Source organism: Paraburkholderia sp. CHISQ3, from assembly GCF_030464945.1.
Classification (GTDB): Bacteria; Pseudomonadota; Gammaproteobacteria; order Burkholderiales; family Burkholderiaceae; genus Paraburkholderia; species Paraburkholderia megapolitana.
Window position 1 is genome coordinate 167,005 of the sequence record NZ_JALPRG010000003.1, and the last position, 23,359, is coordinate 190,363.

The following is a 23,359-nucleotide window of genomic DNA, read 5'->3' on the forward strand; positions in this document are numbered from 1 at the left end:
ATCGATCGGGTTCACTTCTAAAAAATGGACAAGGAGACGGAATGCCCCTAGATCCCGACCTGGCAGCGTTGCTCGATGCGACGCCGCCCGTACCGCTAACGCCAGAAGTCATACCCCAGGTTCGTGCCTGGATGCGCGCGCTGGGAGATACCTTTCCGCGTCCCGATGGCGTGGCGACGCAAGACTTTCACGCTGGGGACGTCCCGGTTCGGCTTTATCGTCCGGACAACGCGTTGAGCAACCGGTTGCTCGTCTTTATCCACGGTGGCGGCTGGTTTCAGGGCGACCTCGATACGCACGATGCGATGTGCGCGTGGGTCTCGAAGAAATCGGGCTACGCGCTGCTGGCGGTCGGTTACCGGCTCGCACCGGAGCATCGCTTTCCAGCTGGACTGGATGATTGCGACACGGCCTTTTCCTGGGCGGTAAGCCATGCGCGCGAACTTGGGTGCGACCCGGCGTTAATCGCATTGGGCGGGGAGAGCGCAGGAGCCAACCTGGCCGCGGCAGTCGTTTTGCGCCGTGCGGCGAGAAACGAGTCGCAGCCGCTGTTTCAATGCCTGATCTATCCGCCCACCGACATGCGCCTGACTTCGCCTTTGATACGTGAGGCGAAGTGGCCGGACATTACGCTCGAGAGCGCACAGTTCATGTGTGCCCAGTACGGCCTCGGAACCGCAGACATCGCTAATCCGGACGTCTCTCCCGTGCTGGCGGAATCGCATCGGTCGCTCGCGCCCGCGATCGTACTGACAGCGGAATACGATTCCCTGCGCGACGATGGCGAAGCCTATGCGCTGAAGCTGGCGGCCGCGGGCGTCGAAACCCTGGTGCAGCGATTGCCCGGTTTGCCTCACGGGTTCCTGTTCTTCAATCACGATATTCCGGCTATTTCCAACGCATTCAGTGTCGTCGGCAAAATATTGCGCCGTCACGCGGGACTGTGATCGTTCGCGCCTCCCGAGCTACAAACAAAAATTTTCATGGCTAACCTCATCGAAGACTACGCCCTCGTCGGCGACGGCCACACCGCGGCGCTGATCTCGCGCGACGGTTCGGTCGACTGGCTCTGCTGGCCTCGTTTCGACTCCGGCGCATGTTTTGCCGCGCTCGTCGGTACGCCCGAACACGGCCGCTGGCTACTCGCGCCGGCCGAAGATGCGAACGTGACAGCGACGACGCGACGCTACCGTGGCGACACGCTGATTCTCGAAACCGACTACGAAAGTGCCGACGGCGCAGTCACGGTAATCGACTTCATGCCGCCCGATAACGGCTGGTCGGAGCTCGTGCGGATTGTCGTCGGCAGGCGCGGCGCGATGAAGATGCGCACGGAACTCGTATTGCGCTTCGACTACGGCTGCTCGATTCCGTGGGTGACGCAGTTGTCGCACGAAGCCGGCATGAAGGCGACTGCGGGCCCCGATACCGTGGTGTTGCGCACGCCGGTGCCGCTGTCCGGCGAAAACCTGCGCGCGACAGTCGCGGAGTTCATGGTCCACGCGGATGAACGCGTGCCGTTCGCGCTCGCTTACTCGGCGTCGCATCTGCGCGTGCCGCCTGCGCGCGATCCGCTGTCGTTGCTCGCGCTCACCGAGAACTACTGGCTCGAATGGTCGGCGCGCTGCCAGGTGCAGGGCCGCTACGCATCCGCGGTACGACGTTCGTTGATCACGTTGAAGGCGCTCACCTACGAACCGACAGGCGGGATCGTCGCCGCGCCGACCACGTCGCTGCCCGAACACATCGGCGGCACGCGCAACTGGGATTACCGCTATTGCTGGCTGCGCGACGCGACGATCACGCTGCTCGCGCTGATGCGCGGCGGCCACTACGACGAGGCGCGCGCGTGGCGCAGTTGGCTCGGTCGTGTCATGGCCGGCTCGCCCGAGCAGATCCAGATCATGTACGGCATCGCGGGCGAGCGCCGGTTGCCCGAGATCGAACTCGACTGGTTGCCTGGCTATGAGGAATCGAAGCCGGTGCGGGTCGGCAATGGAGCCGCGAACCAGCTGCAACTCGATGTGTTCGGCGAGGTGATGGGTGCGCTCCACGTTGCGCGTGTCGGCGGATTGCAGGCCGACGACACGGTGTGGTCGGTGGAGTGTTCGCTCCTCGCGCACCTCGAAACGATCTGGCGCGAACCGGATGAGGGGATCTGGGAGACACGCGGTGGCCGCCGGCATTTCACGTTCTCGAAGGTGATGGCGTGGGTCGCGTTCGACTGCGCGCTGAAGTCCGCGGAGAAATTCGGCTTGCCTGGACCGCTCGAACGCTGGCGCGAGCTGCGCGACGAGATTCACGCGGATGTGTGCGAGAAGGGCTGGAATCCGGCCAAGCAGGCGTTTACGCAGAGCTATGGCAGCGACGAACTCGACGCGAGCATCCTGATGCTGCCGATTGTCGGCTTCCTGCCGCCGTCGGACTCGCGCATCGCGAGCACGGTCGCGGCGGTCGAGCGCGAGCTGCTGCACGATGGCCTCGTGCTGCGCTACCGCACGACTGAATACGACGATGGGCTACCGCCTGGAGAAGGCACGTTCCTCGCGTGTAGCTTCTGGCTTGTCGACAATCTCGCGTTGCTCGGTCGCATCGACGATGCGCATCGGTTGTTCCGGCGCCTGCTGGCGCTGTCGAACGATCTCGGCTTGCTGGCGGAGGAATACGATCCGGTCGCGGGCCGGCTCGTCGGTAATTTTCCGCAGGCGTTTTCGCATGTGGCGCTCGTTCACACTGCGATGAACCTGATGCACCACGAGGACCAGATGGTCCGCGCGGCGGGGCATCCTGTGCAGGCCGAAACTGCCGCGGGGTGATAGTGGTGGGTTTATGTGCCGACGCCTTTACGCCGGCGCAGATGTGACGAGGGGACGCAACGTGTTCTGTTGCATCCCCTCGTTCATATGCATGTCGCTGGCTGCCGCTACAGGCGCGGCTTACTACCCGCGCTTATTGTCCACGCTCACTGGCCACGATACGTCGCAAAGATCCCTTGATCAGGCGCCGTACGCACGCCCCATTGCGACCGGCTCACCGCCACGCTGCCAACTGCCGCGTCCCCTTGCGGCGCGACCGAGGCAACCGTCTGAACGTTCGCGGCGTTACGCGGATAGACCGGATCGGGCTGGCTCAGCAGACCTGCCTGTTGCGCCGATACGAGTTCGGCGCGAACCTGTGCGCGCGTGACCGTGCTGTCGGATTGCTGAGCGAACGACACAGCGGGCACTGCGAGCGCAACGGCGACGAGAACAGCTGCAGGAATAAACGATTTCATGGTGACCTCCGACGATCGATTGTTGATCAGACCGGGGCGAATGACGTTGCGCCGTTGCCAGATCTGTTGCGGCGAGTGTATTTGGTAAGGCAAGCCGCAAAAAGCGGAGATCCGGATATAGATTCTTGCGTGAATTGCATCAATGGCCGATTCGCCCGGCAGTGCCGCAGTCACAACGCTGCATTGAGAACGGCCTATGATGAAGTTCGGTCCACGCCCGCGCCCTGTCGTGCGCAGCGTCACGCGATCGATGCCGGTCCGCGCAATCAGGGCGTGGCCGCTGCGGCAGGCATCGAGACAACGCGTCGCCGTGCAGGCACGGTTCCTACTGGAGAAGCGAGATGAAGCGCAAGGCATCGGCGGTCTGGCAAGGCGGCCTGCAGGACGGCAAGGGAGCGATTTCCACCGACAGCGGCGTCCTCAAGGACACCCAGTATTCGTTTGCGACACGTTTCGAAAACGGCATCGGCACGAACCCCGAGGAACTGATCGCAGCGGCCCATGCAGGGTGCTTTTCGATGGCGCTGTCCGCGGAACTCGGCCAGGCCGGTATCAAGCCCGAGCGCATCGGCACGACTGCGACGCTCACGCTCGATAAAGTCGACGGCGGCTTTGCGATTACCGCGGTGCACCTCGACGTCGCGGTGAAGATTCCGGGTGGCGACCAGGCCGCGTTCGAGAAGGCGACCGCCAGTGCGAAGGCCAATTGCCCGGTATCGAAAGTACTGAAAGCGACTATCACGATGGACGCGAAGCTCGAGACCTGACACGGCGTTGTGCGTCGCAGGCGGGCAGGGTGCTCGCCTGTTTTCAGTGGCGGCGCTGTGCGCGAGAGCCGCGTGGTGCCGCCAGCGCAACCAACCCCCTCGATCACGGACTCCAGATGAAATCGCAGGCAGAAAAGGCGCAGGACTTCGCGGCCGCTCATCAGGCCGCGGGCGCATTCGTCATTCCGAACCCATGGGACATCGGCAGCGCGCGACTACTCGCGCTTGCCGGCTTCAAGGCGCTCGCGACCAGCAGCGCCGGCTACGCATTTTCACGCGGCTTGCCGGACAACGCGGTCGGCCGCGACCAGATGATGGTGCATCTCGCCGAGATCGTCGCGGCCACCGACTTGCCGGTCAGCGCGGATCTCGAGAACGGCTTCGGCGACCGCCCCGAAGATGCCGCCGAAACGATTCGTCGCGCGGCAGCCGCGGGCGTAGTGGGCGGATCGATCGAAGACTCGACCGGCCGTCCCGACGACCCGCTGTACGCGCACGATCTCGCGGTCGAGCGCGTGCGCGCGGCCGTCGAAGCGGCGCGCAGTCTACCGTTTCCGTTCACGCTGACGGCGCGCGCCGAAAACTATCTGGTCGGCCGACCCAATCTCGACGACACGATTCGCCGTTTGCACGCGTATCAGGAAGCCGGTGCCGACGTGCTGTACGCGCCGGGACTGAAGACACGCGACGACATCGCGGCAGTCACGGCGGCACTCCAGCGGCCGGTCAACGTGCTGATGGGACTGCAAGGCGGCCTTTTCAGCGTGGACGAACTGGCAGCACTTGGCGTAAAGCGGGTCAGCGTGGGCGGCTCGCTAGCCCGTGCGGCGCTCGGCGCGTTCTTGCGCGCCGCGCACGAGATACGCGACCACGGCACGTTCGGTTATTCGGCCGAAGCGGCGAATAACCAGCAGGTCAACGAGCTATTTGCGACCGCGGCGCGTACCTGGCCGGCGCCTTAGTGGCCTGACAGCGCGGACTGACAGCGCTCAACCGACGCGATGGCCTACTGATAGCAGGGTTGATCACCGTTTGGCTTGAATTCTTGAACAGGCAGTCATAAAATTCGGCCTATGAATCAAGCCACCGCCCCGAAAAAGCCGTCCGACGTCTGCGTGCGCGGCCGTCCGCGCGAGTTCGATACGGACAGCGTGCTGACCGAAGCGAGTCACACGTTCTGGCGTCACGGCTATCACGCAACCTCGATCGACGATCTCTGCAAGGCGACCGGCGTGCTGCGCGGCAGCCTGTACGGCGTGTTCGGCGACAAGCGCGGCATCATGCTCGCCGCGCTCGATCACTACGCGGACGGTTCGATTGCGCGCCTGTGCGAGCGGCTCAATGCCAGCCTGCCGCCGGACGAAGCATTGCGCAACGCCTTGCTGCACCACACGCGGATTGCGTCTTCGCTGACGGGGCTGCGCAGCTGCTTCATCACCAATGCCACGCTGGAAATGTCGCTTGAAGATGCGGAGGTGCGCGAGCGCATCGAATCGATCCAGCGGCGCATCGCGACGCTACTTGCGGGGGCTGTGATTCGCGGCCAGGCGAGCGGTGTATTCAATTCGCGGCTCGATGAAAAAGCGGTGGCCGATTTTCTGTTGTGCATGACCCAGGGGTTGCGCGTCCTCGGCAAAGTCAAAAGCGATGAGCGCGAGCTCGAAGCGATCGTGGACATTGCGATGCGCGCGCTCGTCTGAATTTTTTTCACTAATTCTTGAACGGATAGTCATGAATAGCGAATGCATCAAATCGGCGCCGAATGGCGTTGCCGTGCGCGGGACGGGTGGGCGACGCGCCGCGCCCGCCGAACTGAGCAAGGTCGCGCTCGGCGTGCTGTTCATCGGTGCGTTCCTCGCGCCGCTCGATTACTTCATCGTCAATCTCGCGCTGCCGGCAATTCACACCGGCCTCGGCGCCACCGATGCCCAGCTGCAACTGATCGTCTCCGCGTACGCGTCGGCGTATGCGGTGCTGCTGATCACCGGCGGCCGGCTTGGCGATATTTTCGGCCGGCGCAAGGTCTTTCTCGCCGGGATGGCCGGCTTCGTGATTTCGTCGGCGATGTGCGGCTTCGCGACGAGCGGCCACATGCTGGTGCTCGCACGCATCGTGCAGGGTATTGCGGCCGCGGTGATGGCGCCGCAGGTGCTGGCGACCATCCGCGCCGTCGTACCGGCACACCGGCAAACGAAGGTGATGAGCATCTACGGTTTCGTGTTCGGTCTGTCGTCGATCGTCGGGCAGCTTGGGGGCGGTGCGCTGATTACCTATCGGCCGTTCGGTCTCGACTGGCGGATCATTTTTCTGCTCAACGTGCCGGTCGGCATCCTGGCGTTCATCGGTACGTGGAAGTTCGTGCCCGAGAATCGTCCGACCACGAAGACCGGTGTCGACCTGAAGGGCGTCGCGCTGCTGTCGCTGTTGCTGCTGCTGGTCATCTATCCGATGACGCATGGCCGTGAAGCCGGTTGGCCCGCGTGGACCTTCGTGATGTTCGCACTCGCGGTGCCGGCGTTCGCATGGTTCGTTGCGACGGAAAAGCGCGTCGAGCGAGCCGGCGGTCATCCGCTCGTCGATCTGCTGCTGTTCCGCAATCCGGCGTTTTCTCTGGGGCTCGTGCTCGCGTTCCTGTTCTATTGCAACAGCGCGTTCTTCCTGACCTATGGCATCTATCTGCAGACAGGTCTGCACTGGACACCGCTCGCCTCCGGCATTGCCATCATGCCGTTCGCGATCGGCTTCCTGATCGGACCGCTGACCTCGCCTGCGGTGGTGCGGCGTATCGGCAGTCATGTGCTGACGCTCGGCTTCACGATGCTGGCCAGCGGTTTCGCCGTGACAGGATGGGCCGCAACGCATGCCGAAACGCCCGACCTGTTGTTCTATGTCGGTCTGGTGTGCGCGGGTATCGGCCACGGCTTGCTGTTGCCGTCGATCGTGCGCATCGTGCTCACCGAAGTCGAGCCTGCCAAGGCCGGGCTCGCATCGGGTGTCGTGTCGTCGACGTTGCAGATCGGTTCGGCATTCGGTACCGCGGCGATCAGCGGTGCGTTCTTCGGTGTGCTCGCCGGCCGCTCGACACCGGAAAGTTACGCGCACGCATTCCAGTCGAGCCTCGCGATCAACGCCGTGTTGATGGCGATCTGCATCGGGCTGAGTACGCTGCTCGTGCACCATCAGCGCATCGCGTTGCAACGGAGCGCGGCGGTTGCGGGGTGAATGACGCATAGGTCGCAGCGGCATTGCGGCAGAGCATTAAGGGTAAGTACCAAATAATGCTATTGATCTGAAAAAACTGTTTGATCGGGATTTACACGATATTGGCATAAACGAGGAATATGATCGGCATGTTTTACGCTGGCGAGAGACGGCGAAAAGTAAATTGTGCCGCGCTCGAATCGAGGAACCGAGGCATTCGCCGACCAGCCGGTCAGCCTTTATGGGAAACGATTCCAGCGAAAGGATGCAAGACCCGGAGTGCGCCGTTTCAAACTTCCCGATCATGAAAACGATATTAATGAAAAGCGCTTGCCGGGCAGAAATATGGTTTGTTAGTCTTCGGCAATCTTTAAAAATCCATGCCGTTCGAACGTCTTCGGCAAAGGTGATTTAAACGACCAGGCGCGCTTCGTATAACGCGCTTGACGCAACGCTCCAGTAACGGGGACTTCAATGCTTACCGCTGCTCCTGACGCATTCGACGCATCGCTCGCCTTCAAGGTGGGCGACGTCGTCACGCTCAAAACCGGCGGCCCGCGTATGACGGTGACCTACGCGGGTGCGGTTGCGCCCGCGCCGGGCGAATGGTTGATCTGCCAGTGGTTCGATGCGCACGGAGAATTGCGTCAGGAAATGTTCGAACGCGATCGCGTGCAGCTCGAACCGCGCTCGATTCCCGCGGCGGCTGCCAGGGTCGCAGCGGCGCGGCACGGTGCTACAGGAGCCGAGGGCTACCTGTCCAGACTACGGTAGTTTCCGCGGCACTACCGTTCGCCCAGCAATGCACCTGGTTCGATCGGTAGTACGCTGCATCCCCGGCTCGCAGGACGAGGGTTTCGCTTTCCAGCGAAAGTGTCAGTTCGCCGGCGGTCACGAACAGGGATTCTTCTAACGCATGAGTGGTGACGGCGGGCTGTTGCGAGCCCGCCGGCATGCGCACGAGGATGCTCTGCAATTGCCCATGCGGCAGCGGCGCCGTCAGATGCGCGAACGAGCAGGCCGAACCCTCCAGCCCGAAACATTGCCGCTGCTGCGAACGCGATACGCAGATGTCCGCGGCATCGATGAAGTACTGCATCGGCATATCCAGCGCTTCAGCAATTTTCGCGAGCGACCTCACCGAGGGCGTCGTCAAGTCGCGCTCGACCTGAGAGAGAAACGAGGTCGACATGCCCGCGGCCGTCGCGGTTTGCTCCAGCGTGTGATTGATGATTCTTCGACGCGTGCGAATCCGGGCGCCGAGGCCAGGCGCCAGCAGAGCAGGAGCGAGCGGTGCATTCATAACGGTGGCGATGCGTTGAGTGATGGGAGATGAAGCGCTTCAGTTCAGATGACGCCAGACGGAGATGGGGACATCGCCGTTGGCGCGCGCCGGAACGCGATAACTCAATTCGCCATCCTTCAATTCATAAATGCGGACCTGTTCGGTGCCTTCCCAGTTCGGATAAGAGGCCTTGTGGATATGAAAGGTCAGTGCCTTGCGCGATCGGTCGTCACTGAGCATGCCGAAATGCGAACTGAGGCCGAGCGCGGCGGCTCTGTACTCGTCGGGTGTCGCGGTGTCCCTGTCGCCGGACGCGAACGGCTTGCGTTCGCTGTTGAAGATCTGCAGCGAATAGTGTCCTTGCGCATCGATGAAGAGCATGCCCTTGGGCATCGGGCCGTAGTCGTGCGTGCGTGTACCGTCGGTGTGCTGCACGTCGGCGCTGACTAGCGTCCATGTGCCGACAAGGGGAAGATCGACCGTATTCATCTCCGCGTGGGCAGGGGCCGTCGCGAGCATGAGCGATACCAGCGACACCATGGCAGCAGTGCAACCGATCCAGGAAAATGCGCGTTTATTCATGGTGAGGAATCCCGTAAATGATCTGAGCGTCATGCCACGCCCTGAAAATTACGGCAGGTGGACAAATAATAAAATACAATTATTCCGTTCATATACATCGGAATAACTGAACAATGGCCCATACCAATCTGGACATGGATGTCCTGCGGACGGTCGTCATCGCTCATCGGCTCGGTAGCTTCAACAAGGCCGCGGAATACATCGGGCGATCGCAATCGGCGGTGAGCCAGCAGATTCACAAGCTGGAGGAACAGGTCGGAGTGCCGCTGTTCGTCAAGCAGGGACGCGGGCTGGCACTGACCGAAGCGGGCGACGTCATGCTGGCCTACGCGCGGCGCATGCTCGATCTGAACGATGAGGTCGTAGCGACGATCCGCGGGCGCGCCGTGGCCGGCCGCGTACGTTTTGGTTTGCCGCCGGACTTTGCGGAAGCCTGGCTACCGGCTGCGCTGGGGCGTTTCAAGAGAGCGCATCCATCGGTCCTGATCGACGTCGTGGTGGACGCAAACCGGCGCCTGCTCGAGCGTCTCGACGAAGAGGAACTGGACCTTGTCCTGGCACTCGGCAACGATAGTCGCAAGGACGCCGAGGTCGTGGCTGCGTTGCCGTTCGTCTGGATCGGTCCTGCCGCGTCGACGCCGGTCTGGGAGCCCGGCGAGCCGATTCCGATTGTTGCCTTCGAGGCGCCCTGTTTCTTCCGCAAGCGTGCGCTCGATTCGCTGGACCAGGCGGGGATCGCGTGGCGCATCGCATTTACCAGCCCGAGCTTGCACGGCTTATGGGCGGCCATCGAAGCCGGTCTGGGCGTGACCGTGCGCACGCCGTTGGGCCTGCCCGATAGATTGCGCGTGTGGAATGAGGCGAGCGGTTTACCGCCCATCGTGAGCGGGCCGCTCAGGGCCTGTCTGCATACACGACACCGCACGCTGGAGCCGGCGCTGGCAAAGTTCAAGGCTGTGGTGCTGGAGACGATGGCCGAGCAACTGGGCGATGCGCTGGCGGCGTGACGCGTTGAACCCGTCAGGCGGCGCTCACGTGCTCTCTCTCGCTTTGTTCTGCACGGATAGTGGATCGTCTGTCTCGTCCCGATGCTGTCGACGCTCGAAAGTGTCGCGCGGCGTATAGCCGAACTGCGCCTTGAAAATCCGGATGAAGTATTTCTCGTCCGTGAAGCCGTGACGCAATGCCACGTCGCGAATACGTTCCCTGGGACGGCGGGGGGTCGACAGGACCTGATGTACCCGATACAGGCGGCGGTGACGGATCTCACGCATGATGCCGTCCGTGTGGTCGAACAATCGATAGAGCGTCGCACGCGATATCCCGACGTCCCTGCATATCCGGTCGGCCGTCAGATCGGGCTGTAGTAGATGGGCATCGATGTAGCGCTGGACACGATCCTTCAGCACGTTCTGGACCGGCACCTGTGCGGCGACCTGGGCATCGCGCCCCGGCTGAAGGGTTGCGGTCAACAGGTGCATCGTTGCCTTGGTCACGTTCGGTATGTCGCGTGTCGTGAGCCGGGGCAACGTCTGGTACAGATGCGAAAGGTAGTGGCCGAACAGCGAGGCCATGCCCCGTGTCAGAGACCGGCCATGCCATGGTTCGGCGCCGGCCGGGAGCAGGTCGCGGGGAACCGAAAGCGAGATCTCGGTACTCGGCATGATCACGCGCTCGAACGCGCGCCCGAAATCCAGCACATACAGTTCTCCGGCCGGCTTGATGCAGGCAAACGCGTCGGAGCGCAGCGCGACAGATCCATCCAGCTGAAGACTGAAGCTAAGAAAGTCGCGCTGATCGGCACGCAGGCGCGCGGCAGTGCGGCGGGCCTCGTAGGAGACCGACGGATTCGGGTGCCGCCAGGTGCGACTCGCGAGCACCAGCGGTCCGATCAGGACATGTTCACAGCGGACGTCGAACGGTATGTCCGACTGATACGCGGCCACGTAATCACACGAGATGCTGCTTGCAACCCAGGCGTCGAATCGTTCGTCGGCAGGGACATCGCGGGTGGAAAAACGGCGCACATCCAGGGGAGAACAGTCGGGCACGTCGCGACTCCTTGCTGATGACGAGGTGTTCGCTATGGAAAGAGATCACGTATGGCACGGGGGAAAGCATGGTTTGTATTGTCATTTGCCCCGCGCTATTAAATAACCTGGGTTTATACGAATGGATTGTGCAATATTCAATGGCGCAGGTTAAAAAATTGCAGCCGATATTAAAAATATCTTGCGATGTGTCCTGTAAATTGATTTCCCGGTTCAAGCTGTTTGTCTAAACATTTCGTTCGATACGAAATAATCTGGTTCCGATACCGGTTGAAACAAAAGTCCACCCAATTAGAGACATCCCGATACCCATGATGCGTAAGGATCGACCTAGAATCCGTCTGCGATTCATTCGATAACGATCGTGGGTCGTGGCGATGTGCGGCACGGAGTATCCGCTAAAAAATCTGCTCGCAGGATGCGGTGTCGATATTCAAGGTTCGCCGTTCTATTTATCCAAAACCAACAGTGTCACTATCACGCGCTGTCATTCGTGATTTATCGGCGCAAGAACGTAACTTTCATTCTGGGGATACTCATGAAATCCATGGCAGCGGTTGCGACGGTTGCAGTCGCAACTTGTCTCGTGTTGTCAGCCTGCGGCGGCGACGTGTCCAAGTCGGGCGGCGGCTCATCCTCGGGTGCGCCGGGCTCTTCGGGCGCGCCTTCGGGTCCGGGTAACCCGACGAGCCCGGGGGGCGGAGGAACGACCGCCAAGGCGGGTTGGTCCGCGCTGGCGCCTGTGGATGGGAAAGGCCCCGAATTCTTGCCGTCGGTGACCATCGATGCCCAGGGCAATGCGCTCGCTTTGTGGATGACGAACGGCCCCAATAACGGTCCGGGCAACGAGATGTGGGCGAGCCGGTATGTTCCCGGCACCGGGTGGGCGACGCCGACGCGGGTCGACACGACCGACGGTACGCCCAACATGACGGGGCCCGGAACGAGCGCACCGCAACTCGTCGGTAGCGCCGACGGGCATGCCGTGGCGCTGTGGGAGCAGTTCGTGGCTAGCGTCGGTTACGGGCTGTGGGCACGGCCCTACGATCCCGCCACGGGATGGGGCACGGCCGTGCAGCTGGCGCCGGACGAAACCAGCGAGACCTACGCCGCCGGAATCGATGCGAAGGGCAATGCCATCGTCGCCTGGACGCAGAGGACCGATGTAGTCGACACGCGCGTCTTTGCGACGCGTTATACGGTCGGCGGCACCTGGTCGACGCCGGCGCAGATCCAGCAGCCTGCGCAGACGGGCCCGGGCGCTGTCACGGGCGTAAGTGGCCAGGACATCTACAACGAAAGCGTGAACATCGCGGTGACGTCATCGGGAAACGCCGCACTGACGTGGCTGCAGACGGATACGACCAATACGGCGCTGTGGACCGCGACCTTCGATCCGGCCAACGGCTGGACCAACGTGAATCCGGTCGTCACCACCCCCGATCCGCTGACCAAGCATGTGTTTTCACCGGACGTCGGCATGGACGCGAAAGGGAACCTCACACTGGTGTGGGCAGAACTCGATATCGAGACGACCGGCAACTTTGCGGCGACGATGTCCCAGCGCTACGTCGCCGGCACTGGCTGGCAGACACCGCAGGCGGTGACGACCCCGTTCACGGAAACCGCGAGTCTCACCTATCCGCCGGTGGTGACAGTCAATGAACAGGGCATCGCTGCAGTGATGTGGATCTGGCCCGACGGTACGTTGCAAGCCAGCGTGGCCGACGCCACCGGCAAATGGGGGGCGACGCAACAGATCTCGGCACATCCCTATCTGCTGGGCTCGCGCTTGCCCCAACTGGTGGTCGATGCCGCAGGCAACGCGACGCTGGCCTGGGCGGACACGGGGACGTCGGGATCGAACGACATCTTCACCAGTCGTTATTCGAACGGGGCATGGGGTACGGCGACGCTCTTTGGCCAGAATCCCCAGGATGCCAATTATCCGGCGCTCGCGGTCAACGCCTCTGGTGTCACGGCGCTCGTCTGGCAGCTGTACAAGGACAACACAGTGGGCAACGTGCTGCAGGCGAGTTTCTATACGCCGGGCACGTGACGTATCGCGTGGGCACCACGGATGCGCAGACCGTGGTGCCGTTCGCATCGACAAATTCATCCATCAGGACGCACACATGTTTTTCCGCAACTGAAGAAAGATATCTGGGCATACTCCTACCGGGCATGACGCGCGCTGCGTCAACGTTACCGCTGACGCAGCCCCCTGAAGAACCGCCGGATCTCCTCCGCGAGCAACGCCGGCTGCTCCAGCGCAGCGAAGTGCCCGCCGCGCGGCATGTCGCTCCACTGCGCGATATCGAACACACGCCCGACCCAGGACTGTGGCGGCCGGCTGATCTCCTTCGGAAAACGCGCGAAGCCGAGTGGCGGCTTCACGCGCTCGCCGGCGGCAAAGCGCAGCGGCTGCAGACGGTTTTCCCAATAGAAGCGCATCGACGAACTGATCGTTTGCGTGTGCCAGTACAACGACAGGTTGGTCAGCAGTTCGTCCTTCGAAAACACGCGCTCGATGTCCCCCTCGCAATCGCTCCATGAACGGAATTTCTCGACGATCCATGCGGCGAGACCAGTCGGCGAGTCGTTGAGCGCATAGGCCGCGGTCTGCGGCTTCGTGGCGTGCACATGCGAGTAGCCGGCTTCGAGTGCGGCCCATGCGTTCTTTGCATCGAGGAATGCGCGTTCGTCATCGGTGAGCGGCGGCGCGGACGCATCGAGCGACGGTTCGTACGACCCTGGCAGGTAGTTCAGATGCACACCGTCGACCTGCTGCGGATGCCGACGTGCAAGCTCCGCCGACACAAACGCACCGAAGTCGCCGCCCTGCGCGCCGAAGTGCGCATACCCGAGGCAGCGCATCAATTCGGCCCACATATCGGCGGTTTGCGCGGCTGCGACGCCTGGCTCGGCAGGACGCTCCGAAAAACCGAAACCCGGTAGCGACGGCACGACGACATCGAACGCATCGGCGGGGTCGCCCCCTGTCGATGCGGGATCGCACAACAGGTCGATCAACGGCAGGAACTCGATGAACGATCCGGGCCAGCCGTGCGTGAGGATGAGCGGGTACGGCTGCGGACCATTACCGCGCCGGTGCACATAGTGAATGCGCAGCCCGTTGATGCGCGCAGTGAACTGCGGCTGCTGGTTCAAGCGCTGCTCGGCGGCGCGCCAGTCGAAGGTGGTCGCCCAATAGTGAATCAGTTCGCGCAGCCACGCGATATCGGTGCCGAGCGCCCACGCATCGCCCGCATACTGGTCCGGCCAGCGCGTGTGACGCAGGCGCTGGGCGAGTGCATCGAGTTCGGAATCGGGAATCGAAATCTGGAACGGCGTGGCTTGCATCGGTGGGTCTCCGCGGTCGCATGCGTGTTCTTGGACATTCATTTCGGCGGCCGTGAGCGCGACACCCGCGTCTGCACATGATCGAGCAACGACTTCGAAAACGCGCGCATGCTCACAACGCGCCGCGTCTTCACGATATCGCCCGCCAGATTGACCGGCGGATTCGGCTGCCACGCCCAGTAGAGCGCGAGCAGCCAGCCTAGCACGGTCCATCCGACGCATGCGTTGAAGAGCGCAATCGTCAGCACGTCGTGGCGCTGGCGCCGGTCGGCGAGGATCGACGGCAGGAAGTACAGCGCGAGTGCGCAGACTGCCAGCGCGATCTGAACGATGAGGGTACGGCCCATGTACGCGCTCCGGCGGGATGATTCGATGACAAGATTGTCGCGCGATTGCGCAGCGATTGTCGAATCGCTGTCGGTGGGTTTCGTTCCGCTTTCACGGTGCGACGTGTGCGCTGTATCGGCGTTCGGCGCGGCGGGTTAGCGGTGCGTTATGCACAGCGGTGCGCCGTGGTGTCTTTAACGCGAGCGGTCAACGGGACTATCATGTTCGTTTTGAACGCACCGGACCGCCCCCATGATTTCCGACGACACCACCCAGCAGAACCGCCAGGTCGATCACGATGCGCTGCGCGCATTTGTCGACCGTAAATGGAACGACGAGATCGTGCCGGCGCTGACCGACTACATCGCCGTGCCCGCGAAGAGCCCCGCATTCGATCCTGACTGGGTGCGCCACGGTTTCCTCGAACGCGTCGTCACCGATGCGGCCACGTGGGCCGAACAACAGCCGGTGCGCGGACTGAAGCTCGAAGTGGTGCGCTTGCCGGGCCGCACACCGGTGATCTTCTTCGAAACGCCGGCCACGCGCTCGGGCAGCACCGACACGATCGTGCTGTATGGCCACCTCGACAAGCAACCTGAGTTTTCCGGCTGGCGCAACGACCTCGGCCCGTGGACGCCGAAGTTCGAAGACGGCAAGCTCTATGGCCGCGGCGGTGCCGACGATGGTTACGCGATCTACGCGAGCCTGACTGCGCTCGCCGCGCTGGACGCGCAGGGCATCGAGCGGCCGCGCTGCGTCGGGCTGATCGAAACCTGCGAAGAATCGGGTAGTTACGATCTGCTGCCGTATGTCGATGCGTTGCGCGAGCGGCTCGGCAAGGTCGGGCTCGTCGTGTGTCTCGACTCGGGCGCGGGCAATTACGATCAGCTGTGGCTGACCACCTCGCTGCGCGGTCTCGTCGCCGGCGATCTCGAAGTCGCGGTACTCGACGAAGGTATTCATTCGGGTGGCTACGGCGGCGTCGCGCCATCGAGCTTCCGCATCATGCGGCAACTGTTCGAGCGCCTCGAAGATGCCTCGAACGGCAACCTGCTGCCGAAGGGTTTCCACTGTGCGATTCCGCCGCAGCGTCTGCTTGAAGCCGAGGCGACCGCGCAGATTCTCGGCGACAGCGTGTGGAAGAGCGTGCCGTGGGCGTGCGGCCAGGATGGTCGCCCCGTGTTGCCCACTACCACCGATCCGCAAGAGGCATTGATCAATTCCACATGGCGTCCGTCGCTGTCGGTGACGGGTGCAGCGGGTCTGCCCGCGCTGGCCGATGCGGGCAATGTGCTGCGTCCGCGCACCGCGTTCAAACTGTCGCTGCGGTTGCCGCCGCTCGTCGACGCGGCGAAGGCGGTCGCTGAACTGAAAGCGCTGCTCGAATTCGATCCGCCGTACAACGCGAAAGTGACGTTCAAGGCCGACGCCGGTGCGGCGACCGGCTGGAGCGCGCCAGACGTCGCGCCGTGGCTTGCGAGCGCGCTCAACGACGCATCGCGCGAGCATTACGGCGCGGACGTCGCCTACATGGGCCAGGGCGGCACGATTCCGTTGATGAACGTGCTCAAGGAAGGTTTCCCGCAATCGCAGTTCATGGTGTGCGGCGTGCTCGGTCCGAAGTCGAACGCGCATGGGCCGAACGAATTCCTGCATGTACCGTATGGCAGGAAGCTGACCGCCACCGTTGCCGAAGTGATCGCTGCGGCGCAGTAATGGCCGCCCGATCCCGCTGACTTCACCCACTGCGCCGAATGAACCCAACCGACGATACCCGCACCGCCTCCGCCATTCCTCCTGCTCCCGCGTTACGCATTCCCGTCGATCGTCTGCACGCAATCGTGCGCGCGATCTGGGAGCAGGCCGGCAGCGCGCCGCGCGAAGCCGAACTGGTCGCCGACCATCTGCTGGCCGCGAATCTGAGCGGCCACGATTCGCACGGCGTCGGCATGATTCCGCGCTATGTCGAGTCGTTGCGCGGTGGGCAGCTGAAACTGAACCTGCACGCACAGGTTGTGCGCGACGCGGGCGCGGTGCTGACGCTCGACGGCGTGAAGGGCTTTGGCCAGGTCGTTGCCTACGAAGCGATGGAGCGCGGTATCGAACGCGCACAAAAACTCGGCGTATGCGCGGTTGCGCTGCGCGGCGCGCATCACATCGGTCGCATCGGGCATTGGGCCGAGCAGTGCGCGCGGGCAGGGCTCGTGTCGTTCCATTTCGTCAACGTCGCGGGCGACCCGCTTGTCGCGCCGTTCGGCGGTGCCGATCGGCGCATCGGTACGAATCCATTTTGCGCGGCGTTTCCGCGCGCAGGGCGGCCGCCGCTCGTGCTCGATTTCGCGACCAGCACGGTCGCCTTCGGCAAGGCGCGCGTTGCGTACAACATGGGCAAGCAGGTGCCGGCCGGCGCATTGATCGACCATCAGGGACATGCAACGCGCGAACCCAAAATCATGCTCGAGGCGCCGTTCGGATCGCTGACGCCGTTTGGCGGCCACAAGGGTTTTGGTCTCGCGGCGATGTGCGAAATTTTCGCTGGCGCGCTGAGCGGCGGTTACACCACGCATGCCGATACGGTGGATCACAGCCGCGCGATCATCAACTGCATGTTGTCGGTGATCATCGACCCCACGGCATTCGATGCACCGAATGCCGAGGCCGAAGCGGATGCGTTTGTCGAGTGGGTGAAGGCATCGCCGCTGGCCGATGGTGTCGAGCGGATTCTCGCGCCGGGCGAACCGGAACGCGCGACGCGCGCAGAGCGCGAAGCGCACGGTGTGCCCGTCGATCCGGCCACGTGGCAGCAGATCTGCGCGGCGGCTGCGGCGGTGGGGGTGCCGGCGCAGCAGGTGGAGGCGTGGTCGTTCGATTGAGAGTCAATTGACGCTCATTGATAGGGCCAATCTGGCGTGCGCGACTCCCGGATTCGCAGCGTCGAACGGGCGACTGCCTGCGATCATGCGTCGGGAGACGGAGTCCTCGACCGTGGCCCATCAGGGCGCGGTGCCCAATTCACGCGTCGCGACGTACCCGGCGTGACTCTTCCGCTTCGCTTGCCCGCGCGGTGCGGTCATCGCGTATCGGCTCGCCGGTGACAGGTCCGCTGTCACCCGCCTTCGCCAGAGACGCGACGAGGCCGGTCAGCGCATGCTGCCGGTAAGCGCTATCGGCACATGCGTTGGCGAGGTCATACGCTTCCTGCCATGCCGCGGAGATCTCGTCGAGCGGCGCATGCGCAAGCGGCAATGCGCGTGCAAGCGTGATGCGCAAACGCATTTCGTCGCGCATGCGGCGGGTTGCGCTCGCATCGACGCGCGCGAGCGCCGTACGGATCGCACGCAGATATTCCTGCGCAAGCGTGAGTGCGCGCCACAGCGGTTCCGAGCCGTCGAGCAGCGCAATCGCGATTTCGAAGCGGTCGTTGCTCACGGCCCAGTCGAGCGCGGCACGCAGATCGCCGAGGTCGTTGCGATCGACTGCGTCGCCAGGCACGCGCGCGCGCCTCGAACTGCTCGCGGCGAGCCGAGGCACGAGCGTCTGCGCATGCGCCGCCGCCGCACATTCCAGTTCGCCGTGTTGCCACAGGATATTGCGCGCCAGCTGACGCACCGGGTCGCGCAGACAGAACGTCGTTTCGCCGTCGCCTTCGATGCGCTCGATGAGTCCTACATCGAGCAGCGTATCGATCTGCGTATTGGCCTGCAAATCAGTCTGCACATCGGGTACTGAATCGCTCGATGTTTCGCTCACGGCACGAGGCTGGCCCACAGTCTGCAAAGCAGCGAATTCCACCAGCAGCCGCGCGGCCGAGGCGCGCGTGAACTCACCCGGAAAAGCGCCGAGGCGCCTGAACTGCGTGCGCGCCGCGTCATCGAGTGCGGCCATCTGCAGATCGAGTACCGCGGCAAGCGGTGTCGAGCGGAGCAGCAACAGGTTTGCACCGACCGTGCGCTGCGCCATCAGGCGATCGAGATCGTGCGCGAACGAATGCACCGCGGGATCGAACGGCGTGTGGGTGGGAATGCGCCGTGCGATGGCTGCCGCGGCGAGTTCGAGCGCGAGCGGCACGCCATCGAGGCGACGCGCGATCAACGCGGCGGCGGCCAGCGTGTCCGGTGCGAGGCGACCCGCGTCGAACATGGCGAGCGGGTCCGCATCGGCCCTGCTACGTATCGAGGCCGTGCGACCCGGCGTATCGGTTATGACGGAAGGTAAAACCGCCGAGAGCGCAGCAGGCAGCGCCGTGAGCAACACGGTAAGCCGTGCAAACAGCAGCCGCAGTGCGTCGAGTTCCGGCGCTTCGCTCGCATTGAGCCGTGTGTGTCTGGGGATGCGCAGCGGTCCAAGCGGCACGACATGTTCGCCGGCGATGGACAGCGGCGCGTTCGCCGTAGCGATCACGCGCAGGTTCGGCGCTGCCTCGACGAGCGTCGTGAGCAGATAGCCGGCCGGTTTGCGCAGCGTCTCGCAGCAATCGACGATCAGCAGCAGGCGCCGGTCGCCGATCGCCGACAGCAGGCGCTCGTGGGTCGTCGCACCGATTTCGGCCGGCACGCGCAGTGCTATCGCGAGCGTATCGGCGAGACTGTCCGCTTGCAGTTGCGGTGTGAACGCGACCGCGACCATGCCGTCGGGCACATGCGCCGCAAGCCGCCGCGCGACTTCGTACGCGAGCCGGCGTTTGCCGAGACCGGCTTCGCCCGCGAGCGTCACGACGCGCGCAAGCGACACGAGCCCGAGCAGCTCCGACAGTTCCGCGTGACGACCGATGAACGGCGTGGTGCGAACGGGCATGCGCAGCATGAGCGGCAGTGGGGGCGGTTTCGGCGTGGAGACACTGACATTGGTAACCGGATTCGCGCGAACGGCGGGGCCGGCATCGTCGAGAAACTGCAAGGTGCCGGCGAAGCGATATCCGTAGCCAGGCACGGTGACAATGAGATCGCGGTCCGCACCCAGCGCGCGGCGCAGTGCCGACACCTGGGCCTGCACGGTGTTCGTGTCGACCGCGCCGCGCGACCATGCGCGCCGCGCGAGTTCGGCCAACGGAACCGAACGCCCCCTGGCTTCGACGAGTGCGAGCAGCAGTTCGAGCGCACGGCCGCTCATGTCGACGCGCGCTTCGTCGGCGACGAGGCGCACAGGGTTCTGCAATAGCCGGTAGCGGCCGAACGCGATTACCGGCCCTGTCGGTCGCGGTAGCGACATCAAGGGTCTCCAGCCATGGGTTGGGCGGGCCAGGGTGGTGGCCCTCGCGGCGCGCGACAGGTGCGCAAACGCCGCGTTGCGACGAATGTGAATGAAGCCGGCGAACCGGTTTCCAGATAATGAGTAGCCGCAAGCTTATTGCCTCGCGGCCGGATGAGCAAGGAGGGTGTATTCAGTGAGGACGATGATGTGCCAAAACGAATTTCAGGCCGCTCGTCGAGATCTCTGCGCGGGTAAGTGCGCGGACATCGTGAGCCCTGTCATGGCGGACAGCGCAGCGTTTGCTGCGACGCAACTGCTGCAGATGCGGAATGGTTTTTTTTAATCTGCCTGTCGCAATCAGTGGCTCGCGCCGACCTTTCTCAATGCATTAGCAGCAGCGCGGTTGCCCTGGGCTTCAGCCATCTGCAATGCGGTGCCGCCATGCGCGTCCGTGTGATCCGGATTCGCGCCGCGCGATACCAGTTCGGGCAGCAGCGTAAGGCGTCCGAACAGCGCCGCGAACGACAACGCTGTCTCGCCAGCGTTGTTGGTCTGATCGATAGCGCAATGCGTGTTCATCAAGCTTCGTGCGATCGGCAGTTCGCCTTTGAAGAGTGCGCCCATCAGCGCGGTGTTGCCGTGCTTGTCGCCGAGACACGGATTCGCGCCGGCCTGCATCAGGAAGTCGAGCGCGGCCGGTTGATCGTCGTATGCGGACAGAATCAGGGCGGTATAGCCGGCGTCGGTCGTGCTGTCGATCGGGTAGCCGGCCTCGAGCAGCGCCTTCAGGATATCGATCCTGCCAAGACGCGCGGCGGCGAACCATTCGTCGTCGTACTGGTGAGGATTCGATATCGCTGCGCCTTGAGGCGGCGCGACGAGTTCCGGTGTCGAACGGCAGCCGGCCGCGAAGGCGATACACGCGACGGCGCCGGCCGCCGCGAGTTTCAGTCGGGTGTGGTGGTGCATGGCAACGCTCTCTTGCAGAGTGCCGCGGGCCGGCGCCTTGCCGTGGAACAACCGAACGGCGCCGGCCCGCGAGTACAACAATTCAACAACGTTTGCGACGATCGCCGCGAGCAACGCGTCAGTCGTTCAGCTTCGCGGCCTGCGCAGCGACGCGCGAGACGTCGGCGTGGGTTGCGCCCGCAAGACGCGTCCCATAGTCCACATCCGCCTTGTAGAAGTACGAGAGCATCGTGTACTTGTTGGTCTCGTTCGTCACATGGTTCAGATCCGCGGACAACGCCGTGACCAGATCACCCTTGTCCTGCGCGGACAGCGACCGGTAGTACTCGCCGGCCTGGCGGAAATTCAGCGTCTTGTGGATCGCCTGTTGCTGCGTCGTGCCGGCCAGCGGTGTCTGCGTGTATTTGTATTGCGGGTCCTGTGCGAGCTCGGCAATGCCCGATGGTTCATAGTTGACGTCGCCTTTGCGGTCGCCGAAGTTCATCAGGCCGTCCTGATTGTTGTTCGTGACGCTCGCGAGCGGACGGTTGATCGGCAGTTCGTTGTAGTTCGTGCCGATCCGGTAGATCTGCGTATCCGCATACGAGAAGAGCCGTCCCTGCAACATGCGGTCTTCCGACGGCTCGATGCCCGGCACCATGCGCGACGGCGCAAATGCCGATTCCTCGGTGGTCTGGAAGTAGTTGTCCGGCACGCGATTCAGCGTCAGCGTGCCGATCTTGCGCTCGGGCACCGTCGACCAGATCTTCGTATCGTCGAGCGCGTCATAGTCGAACTGCGCGAGCTCTTCGGGCTTCAGCACCTGAATGGTCAGATCCCATTTCGGATCGTCGCCGTTCTTCAATGCCGTATACAAATCGTTCGACATCAGATTCCAGTCTTTGCCGATTGACGTCGGAATGTCCTGAGGCCGGATTCCGTGAATGCCCTGCACGCTTTTCCAGTGGAATTTCACGTAATGGACTTCGCCTTTTGCATTCACGAATTTGAACGCGTGCACGCCAAAGCCATCCATGTGGCGGTACGAATCGGGCATGCCCTGAACGGTGTACAGATGGGTGAGCATGCTGGTCGCTTCAGGCGTATGCGCGAAGAAATCGAAAGCGAGGTTCGCATCCTGCACGCCGGTCACGGCGCTCGGTTTGTTCGCATGAACGAAGTCGGGGAATTTGATCGCGTCGCGAATGAAGAAGATCGGCCAGTTGATGCCGACCAGATCCCAGTTGCCTTGCTGCGTATAGAACTTGGTCGCGAAGCCACGCGGATCGCGTGCCTGTTCCGGCGATCCGCGATAACCCATCACCGTGGAAAAGCGCACGAACACGGGTGTGTGCGTACCCGGCGTGAAGAGCTGCGCCTTGGTCAGATCGGAGATGTCGGCATCGGCGACGAACTCGCCGAAGGCACCGGTGCCGCGCGCGTGCACGACACGTTCGGGAATGCGTTCTCGATCGAAGCGCTGCAGTTTTTCGATCAGTTGCGAGTCTTGTAGTACGACCGGGCCAGCGGGCCCGGCGGTCTGCGAATTCTGGTTGTCGCCGACTGGCGAACCGTTGTCGCGTGTGAGGTCGGCTGCAAACGAAGTCGATGCGAACGCAACGATGAGTGCTGCGGGAAGATACTTGAGTGGGTGCCTGGCGGAGGTCGCCATGATCGTCTCCTGCTGATTGTGGGGGGGCGGATGACCCAGCAGATCGTATTGAACGCAATGCCCGCTTACCAATCGGATTTAGACATTGTCGGGATAGCGACTTTTAATCGGCGGTAGCGGATAAGACGGGCAATGGCACCGTGCATTCAGGTGGCATATTGGAGAAATGAAAGCGACGAATTTTGTATCTATTTTTGCGTCGCGTCATCGATTGCGATGGACGATCGAGGTGCGATGTGACAGGCGTGAGGCAGGCTAATCGCGTATCGCGGCGCGCTGGATAGCGCGACTAGCCGACCATGGTTCAGCGATAAAACGGGTGAATGTCATCGGCTTCGGAACGATCGAGCAGATTGCGCATGGCTTTGCGTATATTCGCATCGGGGTGATCCACACACGATTCCGCATAGCCATACCAACTGGGGTCGTTCATCTGCCGCAGACACAGCGCCTTCAGTTCGGGGCACTGATCATCCGGCAAGCCGTTGACGAGTTGCCACGCTTCGGTAGTGAAGCCGCGCTGAATCGCGATCATCACCGGAAAAACCAGCTTGTTGCGCGTCTCCGGATAAGCGTCGTTGAGTTCCTGAAGGAGCGCTTCCGCTTCGTCGAGCCGGTTTTCGATGATGTGGTCGGCGACAACCTGGCCCATCGAAGCCGCATCGGTTGCGTGGTGCGTTTCGGCGATATTCATTTCGT

At 63.0% G+C, this 23,359-nt stretch carries 21 protein-coding genes; 11 read left to right on the top strand and 10 right to left on the bottom strand.

Annotation, left to right across the window (positions count from 1 at the left end; genetic code table 11):
* Positions 1-41 precede the first annotated feature (41 nt).
* On the top strand, positions 42-947 hold the full coding sequence (locus M0D65_RS07860; RefSeq protein ID WP_266252162.1) for an alpha/beta hydrolase: 906 nt from the start codon (positions 42-44) through the stop codon (positions 945-947).
* Positions 948-983: 36 nt separating this feature from the next.
* Complete coding sequence (locus tag M0D65_RS07865) at positions 984-2,816, top strand: glycoside hydrolase family 15 protein (protein WP_266252163.1); 1,833 nt, start codon at positions 984-986, stop codon at positions 2,814-2,816.
* 146 nt (positions 2,817-2,962) lie between these two features.
* On the opposite strand, the gene M0D65_RS33085 is transcribed toward M0D65_RS07865, so the two are convergent.
* On the bottom strand, positions 2,963-3,274 hold the full coding sequence (locus tag M0D65_RS33085; protein WP_308076615.1) for a DUF4148 domain-containing protein: 312 nt from the start codon (positions 3,272-3,274) through the stop codon (positions 2,963-2,965).
* Positions 3,275-3,615: 341 nt separating this feature from the next.
* Between M0D65_RS33085 and M0D65_RS07875 the strand changes: the two genes are divergently transcribed.
* The 5 genes from M0D65_RS07875 (at position 3,616) to M0D65_RS07895 (ending at position 8,016) form a co-directional block, all read left to right on the top strand.
* Positions 3,616-4,041 carry an OsmC family protein gene (locus tag M0D65_RS07875; protein WP_091007096.1) on the top strand — a complete coding sequence of 142 codons (426 nt, stop codon included), beginning with the start codon at positions 3,616-3,618 and terminating at the stop codon, positions 4,039-4,041.
* 116 nt (positions 4,042-4,157) lie between these two features.
* On the top strand, positions 4,158-5,003 hold the full coding sequence (locus M0D65_RS07880; RefSeq protein ID WP_266252164.1) for an oxaloacetate decarboxylase: 846 nt from the start codon (positions 4,158-4,160) through the stop codon (positions 5,001-5,003).
* Positions 5,004-5,114: 111 nt separating this feature from the next.
* A complete protein-coding gene (locus M0D65_RS07885; protein WP_266252165.1) occupies positions 5,115-5,741 on the top strand; it encodes a TetR/AcrR family transcriptional regulator in 627 nt (208 codons plus the stop codon).
* 31 nt (positions 5,742-5,772) lie between these two features.
* Positions 5,773-7,263: an MFS transporter gene (locus tag M0D65_RS07890; protein WP_266252166.1), complete on the top strand. Its 1,491-nt coding sequence runs from the start codon at positions 5,773-5,775 to the stop codon at positions 7,261-7,263.
* A 453-nt stretch (positions 7,264-7,716) separates the two neighbouring features.
* Positions 7,717-8,016: a YodC family protein gene (locus M0D65_RS07895; RefSeq protein WP_266252167.1), complete on the top strand. Its 300-nt coding sequence runs from the start codon at positions 7,717-7,719 to the stop codon at positions 8,014-8,016.
* On the opposite strand, the gene M0D65_RS07900 is transcribed toward M0D65_RS07895, so the two are convergent.
* Both M0D65_RS07900 and M0D65_RS07905 read right to left on the bottom strand, forming a co-directional pair.
* Positions 7,979-8,545, bottom strand: coding sequence for a helix-turn-helix domain-containing protein (locus tag M0D65_RS07900; protein ID WP_266252168.1), 567 nt, complete (start codon positions 8,543-8,545; stop codon positions 7,979-7,981). The two genes, M0D65_RS07895 and M0D65_RS07900, sit on opposite strands and share 38 nt — an antisense overlap.
* A 39-nt stretch (positions 8,546-8,584) precedes the next feature.
* On the bottom strand, positions 8,585-9,109 hold the full coding sequence (locus M0D65_RS07905) for a lipocalin-like domain-containing protein (RefSeq protein WP_266252169.1): 525 nt from the start codon (positions 9,107-9,109) through the stop codon (positions 8,585-8,587).
* Between the two features lie 113 nt (positions 9,110-9,222).
* On the opposite strand from M0D65_RS07905, the gene M0D65_RS07910 reads away from it, so the two are divergent.
* On the top strand, positions 9,223-10,116 hold the full coding sequence (locus tag M0D65_RS07910; protein WP_091007076.1) for a LysR substrate-binding domain-containing protein: 894 nt from the start codon (positions 9,223-9,225) through the stop codon (positions 10,114-10,116).
* 24 nt (positions 10,117-10,140) lie between these two features.
* Here M0D65_RS07910 and M0D65_RS07915 read toward each other — a convergent pair whose 3' ends face one another.
* Positions 10,141-11,160, bottom strand: a complete 1,020-nt coding sequence (locus M0D65_RS07915; RefSeq protein WP_266252170.1) for a helix-turn-helix domain-containing protein — start codon at positions 11,158-11,160, stop codon at positions 10,141-10,143.
* A gap of 538 nt (positions 11,161-11,698) precedes the next feature.
* On the opposite strand from M0D65_RS07915, the gene M0D65_RS07920 reads away from it, so the two are divergent.
* Positions 11,699-13,219 (top strand): hypothetical protein, encoded by a 1,521-nt coding sequence (locus M0D65_RS07920; protein ID WP_308076616.1) that lies wholly within the window; start codon positions 11,699-11,701, stop codon positions 13,217-13,219.
* A 146-nt stretch (positions 13,220-13,365) separates the two neighbouring features.
* Here M0D65_RS07920 and M0D65_RS07925 read toward each other — a convergent pair whose 3' ends face one another.
* Together M0D65_RS07925 and M0D65_RS07930 are read right to left on the bottom strand one after the other, a co-directional pair.
* Complete coding sequence (locus M0D65_RS07925) at positions 13,366-14,523, bottom strand: epoxide hydrolase family protein (RefSeq protein ID WP_266252171.1); 1,158 nt, start codon at positions 14,521-14,523, stop codon at positions 13,366-13,368.
* A gap of 38 nt (positions 14,524-14,561) precedes the next feature.
* Complete coding sequence (locus M0D65_RS07930; protein WP_266252172.1) at positions 14,562-14,870, bottom strand: superinfection immunity protein; 309 nt, start codon at positions 14,868-14,870, stop codon at positions 14,562-14,564.
* 232 nt (positions 14,871-15,102) lie between these two features.
* Between M0D65_RS07930 and M0D65_RS07935 the strand changes: the two genes are divergently transcribed.
* Positions 15,103-16,566, top strand: coding sequence for a M20 family metallopeptidase (locus M0D65_RS07935; protein WP_266252173.1), 1,464 nt, complete (start codon positions 15,103-15,105; stop codon positions 16,564-16,566).
* 38 nt (positions 16,567-16,604) lie between these two features.
* The gene (locus tag M0D65_RS07940) at positions 16,605-17,723 is read left to right on the top strand and encodes a malate/lactate/ureidoglycolate dehydrogenase (protein WP_266252174.1); all 1,119 of its coding nucleotides are present in this window, start codon (positions 16,605-16,607) and stop codon (positions 17,721-17,723) included.
* A 139-nt stretch (positions 17,724-17,862) separates the two neighbouring features.
* Here M0D65_RS07940 and M0D65_RS07945 read toward each other — a convergent pair whose 3' ends face one another.
* From M0D65_RS07945 to M0D65_RS07960, 4 genes are all read right to left on the bottom strand, one after another.
* Entirely contained in the window at positions 17,863-20,058 is a 2,196-nt protein-coding gene (locus tag M0D65_RS07945; protein ID WP_266252175.1) for a winged helix-turn-helix domain-containing protein, read from the bottom strand.
* A gap of 339 nt (positions 20,059-20,397) precedes the next feature.
* A complete protein-coding gene (locus M0D65_RS07950; RefSeq protein WP_266252176.1) occupies positions 20,398-21,009 on the bottom strand; it encodes an ankyrin repeat domain-containing protein in 612 nt (203 codons plus the stop codon).
* A 118-nt stretch (positions 21,010-21,127) separates the two neighbouring features.
* On the bottom strand, positions 21,128-22,660 hold the full coding sequence (locus tag M0D65_RS07955) for a catalase (protein ID WP_266252177.1): 1,533 nt from the start codon (positions 22,658-22,660) through the stop codon (positions 21,128-21,130).
* 304 nt (positions 22,661-22,964) lie between these two features.
* A complete protein-coding gene (locus M0D65_RS07960; protein ID WP_091007060.1) occupies positions 22,965-23,354 on the bottom strand; it encodes an HrpB1 family type III secretion system apparatus protein in 390 nt (129 codons plus the stop codon).
* Between the last annotated feature and the right edge of the window lie 5 nt (positions 23,355-23,359).

What these genes read in the sequence shown, in the direction of transcription:
- M0D65_RS07860 (WP_266252162.1), top strand. Translation starts at nt 42, where the DNA reads ATGCCCCTAGATCCCGACCTGGCAGCGTTGCTCGATGCGACGCCGCCC.
- M0D65_RS07865 (WP_266252163.1), top strand. Translation starts at nt 984, where the DNA reads ATGGCTAACCTCATCGAAGACTACGCCCTCGTCGGCGACGGCCACACC.
- M0D65_RS33085 (WP_308076615.1), bottom strand. Translation starts at nt 3,274, where the DNA reads ATGAAATCGTTTATTCCTGCAGCTGTTCTCGTCGCCGTTGCGCTCGCA.
- M0D65_RS07875 (WP_091007096.1), top strand. Translation starts at nt 3,616, where the DNA reads ATGAAGCGCAAGGCATCGGCGGTCTGGCAAGGCGGCCTGCAGGACGGC.
- M0D65_RS07880 (WP_266252164.1), top strand. Translation starts at nt 4,158, where the DNA reads ATGAAATCGCAGGCAGAAAAGGCGCAGGACTTCGCGGCCGCTCATCAG.
- M0D65_RS07885 (WP_266252165.1), top strand. Translation starts at nt 5,115, where the DNA reads ATGAATCAAGCCACCGCCCCGAAAAAGCCGTCCGACGTCTGCGTGCGC.
- M0D65_RS07890 (WP_266252166.1), top strand. Translation starts at nt 5,773, where the DNA reads ATGAATAGCGAATGCATCAAATCGGCGCCGAATGGCGTTGCCGTGCGC.
- M0D65_RS07895 (WP_266252167.1), top strand. Translation starts at nt 7,717, where the DNA reads ATGCTTACCGCTGCTCCTGACGCATTCGACGCATCGCTCGCCTTCAAG.
- M0D65_RS07900 (WP_266252168.1), bottom strand. Translation starts at nt 8,545, where the DNA reads ATGAATGCACCGCTCGCTCCTGCTCTGCTGGCGCCTGGCCTCGGCGCC.
- M0D65_RS07905 (WP_266252169.1), bottom strand. Translation starts at nt 9,109, where the DNA reads ATGAATAAACGCGCATTTTCCTGGATCGGTTGCACTGCTGCCATGGTG.
- M0D65_RS07910 (WP_091007076.1), top strand. Translation starts at nt 9,223, where the DNA reads ATGGCCCATACCAATCTGGACATGGATGTCCTGCGGACGGTCGTCATC.
- M0D65_RS07920 (WP_308076616.1), top strand. Translation starts at nt 11,699, where the DNA reads ATGAAATCCATGGCAGCGGTTGCGACGGTTGCAGTCGCAACTTGTCTC.
- M0D65_RS07925 (WP_266252171.1), bottom strand. Translation starts at nt 14,523, where the DNA reads ATGCAAGCCACGCCGTTCCAGATTTCGATTCCCGATTCCGAACTCGAT.
- M0D65_RS07930 (WP_266252172.1), bottom strand. Translation starts at nt 14,870, where the DNA reads ATGGGCCGTACCCTCATCGTTCAGATCGCGCTGGCAGTCTGCGCACTC.
- M0D65_RS07935 (WP_266252173.1), top strand. Translation starts at nt 15,103, where the DNA reads ATGATTTCCGACGACACCACCCAGCAGAACCGCCAGGTCGATCACGAT.
- M0D65_RS07940 (WP_266252174.1), top strand. Translation starts at nt 16,605, where the DNA reads ATGAACCCAACCGACGATACCCGCACCGCCTCCGCCATTCCTCCTGCT.
- M0D65_RS07945 (WP_266252175.1), bottom strand. Translation starts at nt 20,058, where the DNA reads ATGTCGCTACCGCGACCGACAGGGCCGGTAATCGCGTTCGGCCGCTAC.
- M0D65_RS07950 (WP_266252176.1), bottom strand. Translation starts at nt 21,009, where the DNA reads ATGCACCACCACACCCGACTGAAACTCGCGGCGGCCGGCGCCGTCGCG.
- M0D65_RS07955 (WP_266252177.1), bottom strand. Translation starts at nt 22,660, where the DNA reads ATGGCGACCTCCGCCAGGCACCCACTCAAGTATCTTCCCGCAGCACTC.
- M0D65_RS07960 (WP_091007060.1), bottom strand. Translation starts at nt 23,354, where the DNA reads ATGAATATCGCCGAAACGCACCACGCAACCGATGCGGCTTCGATGGGC.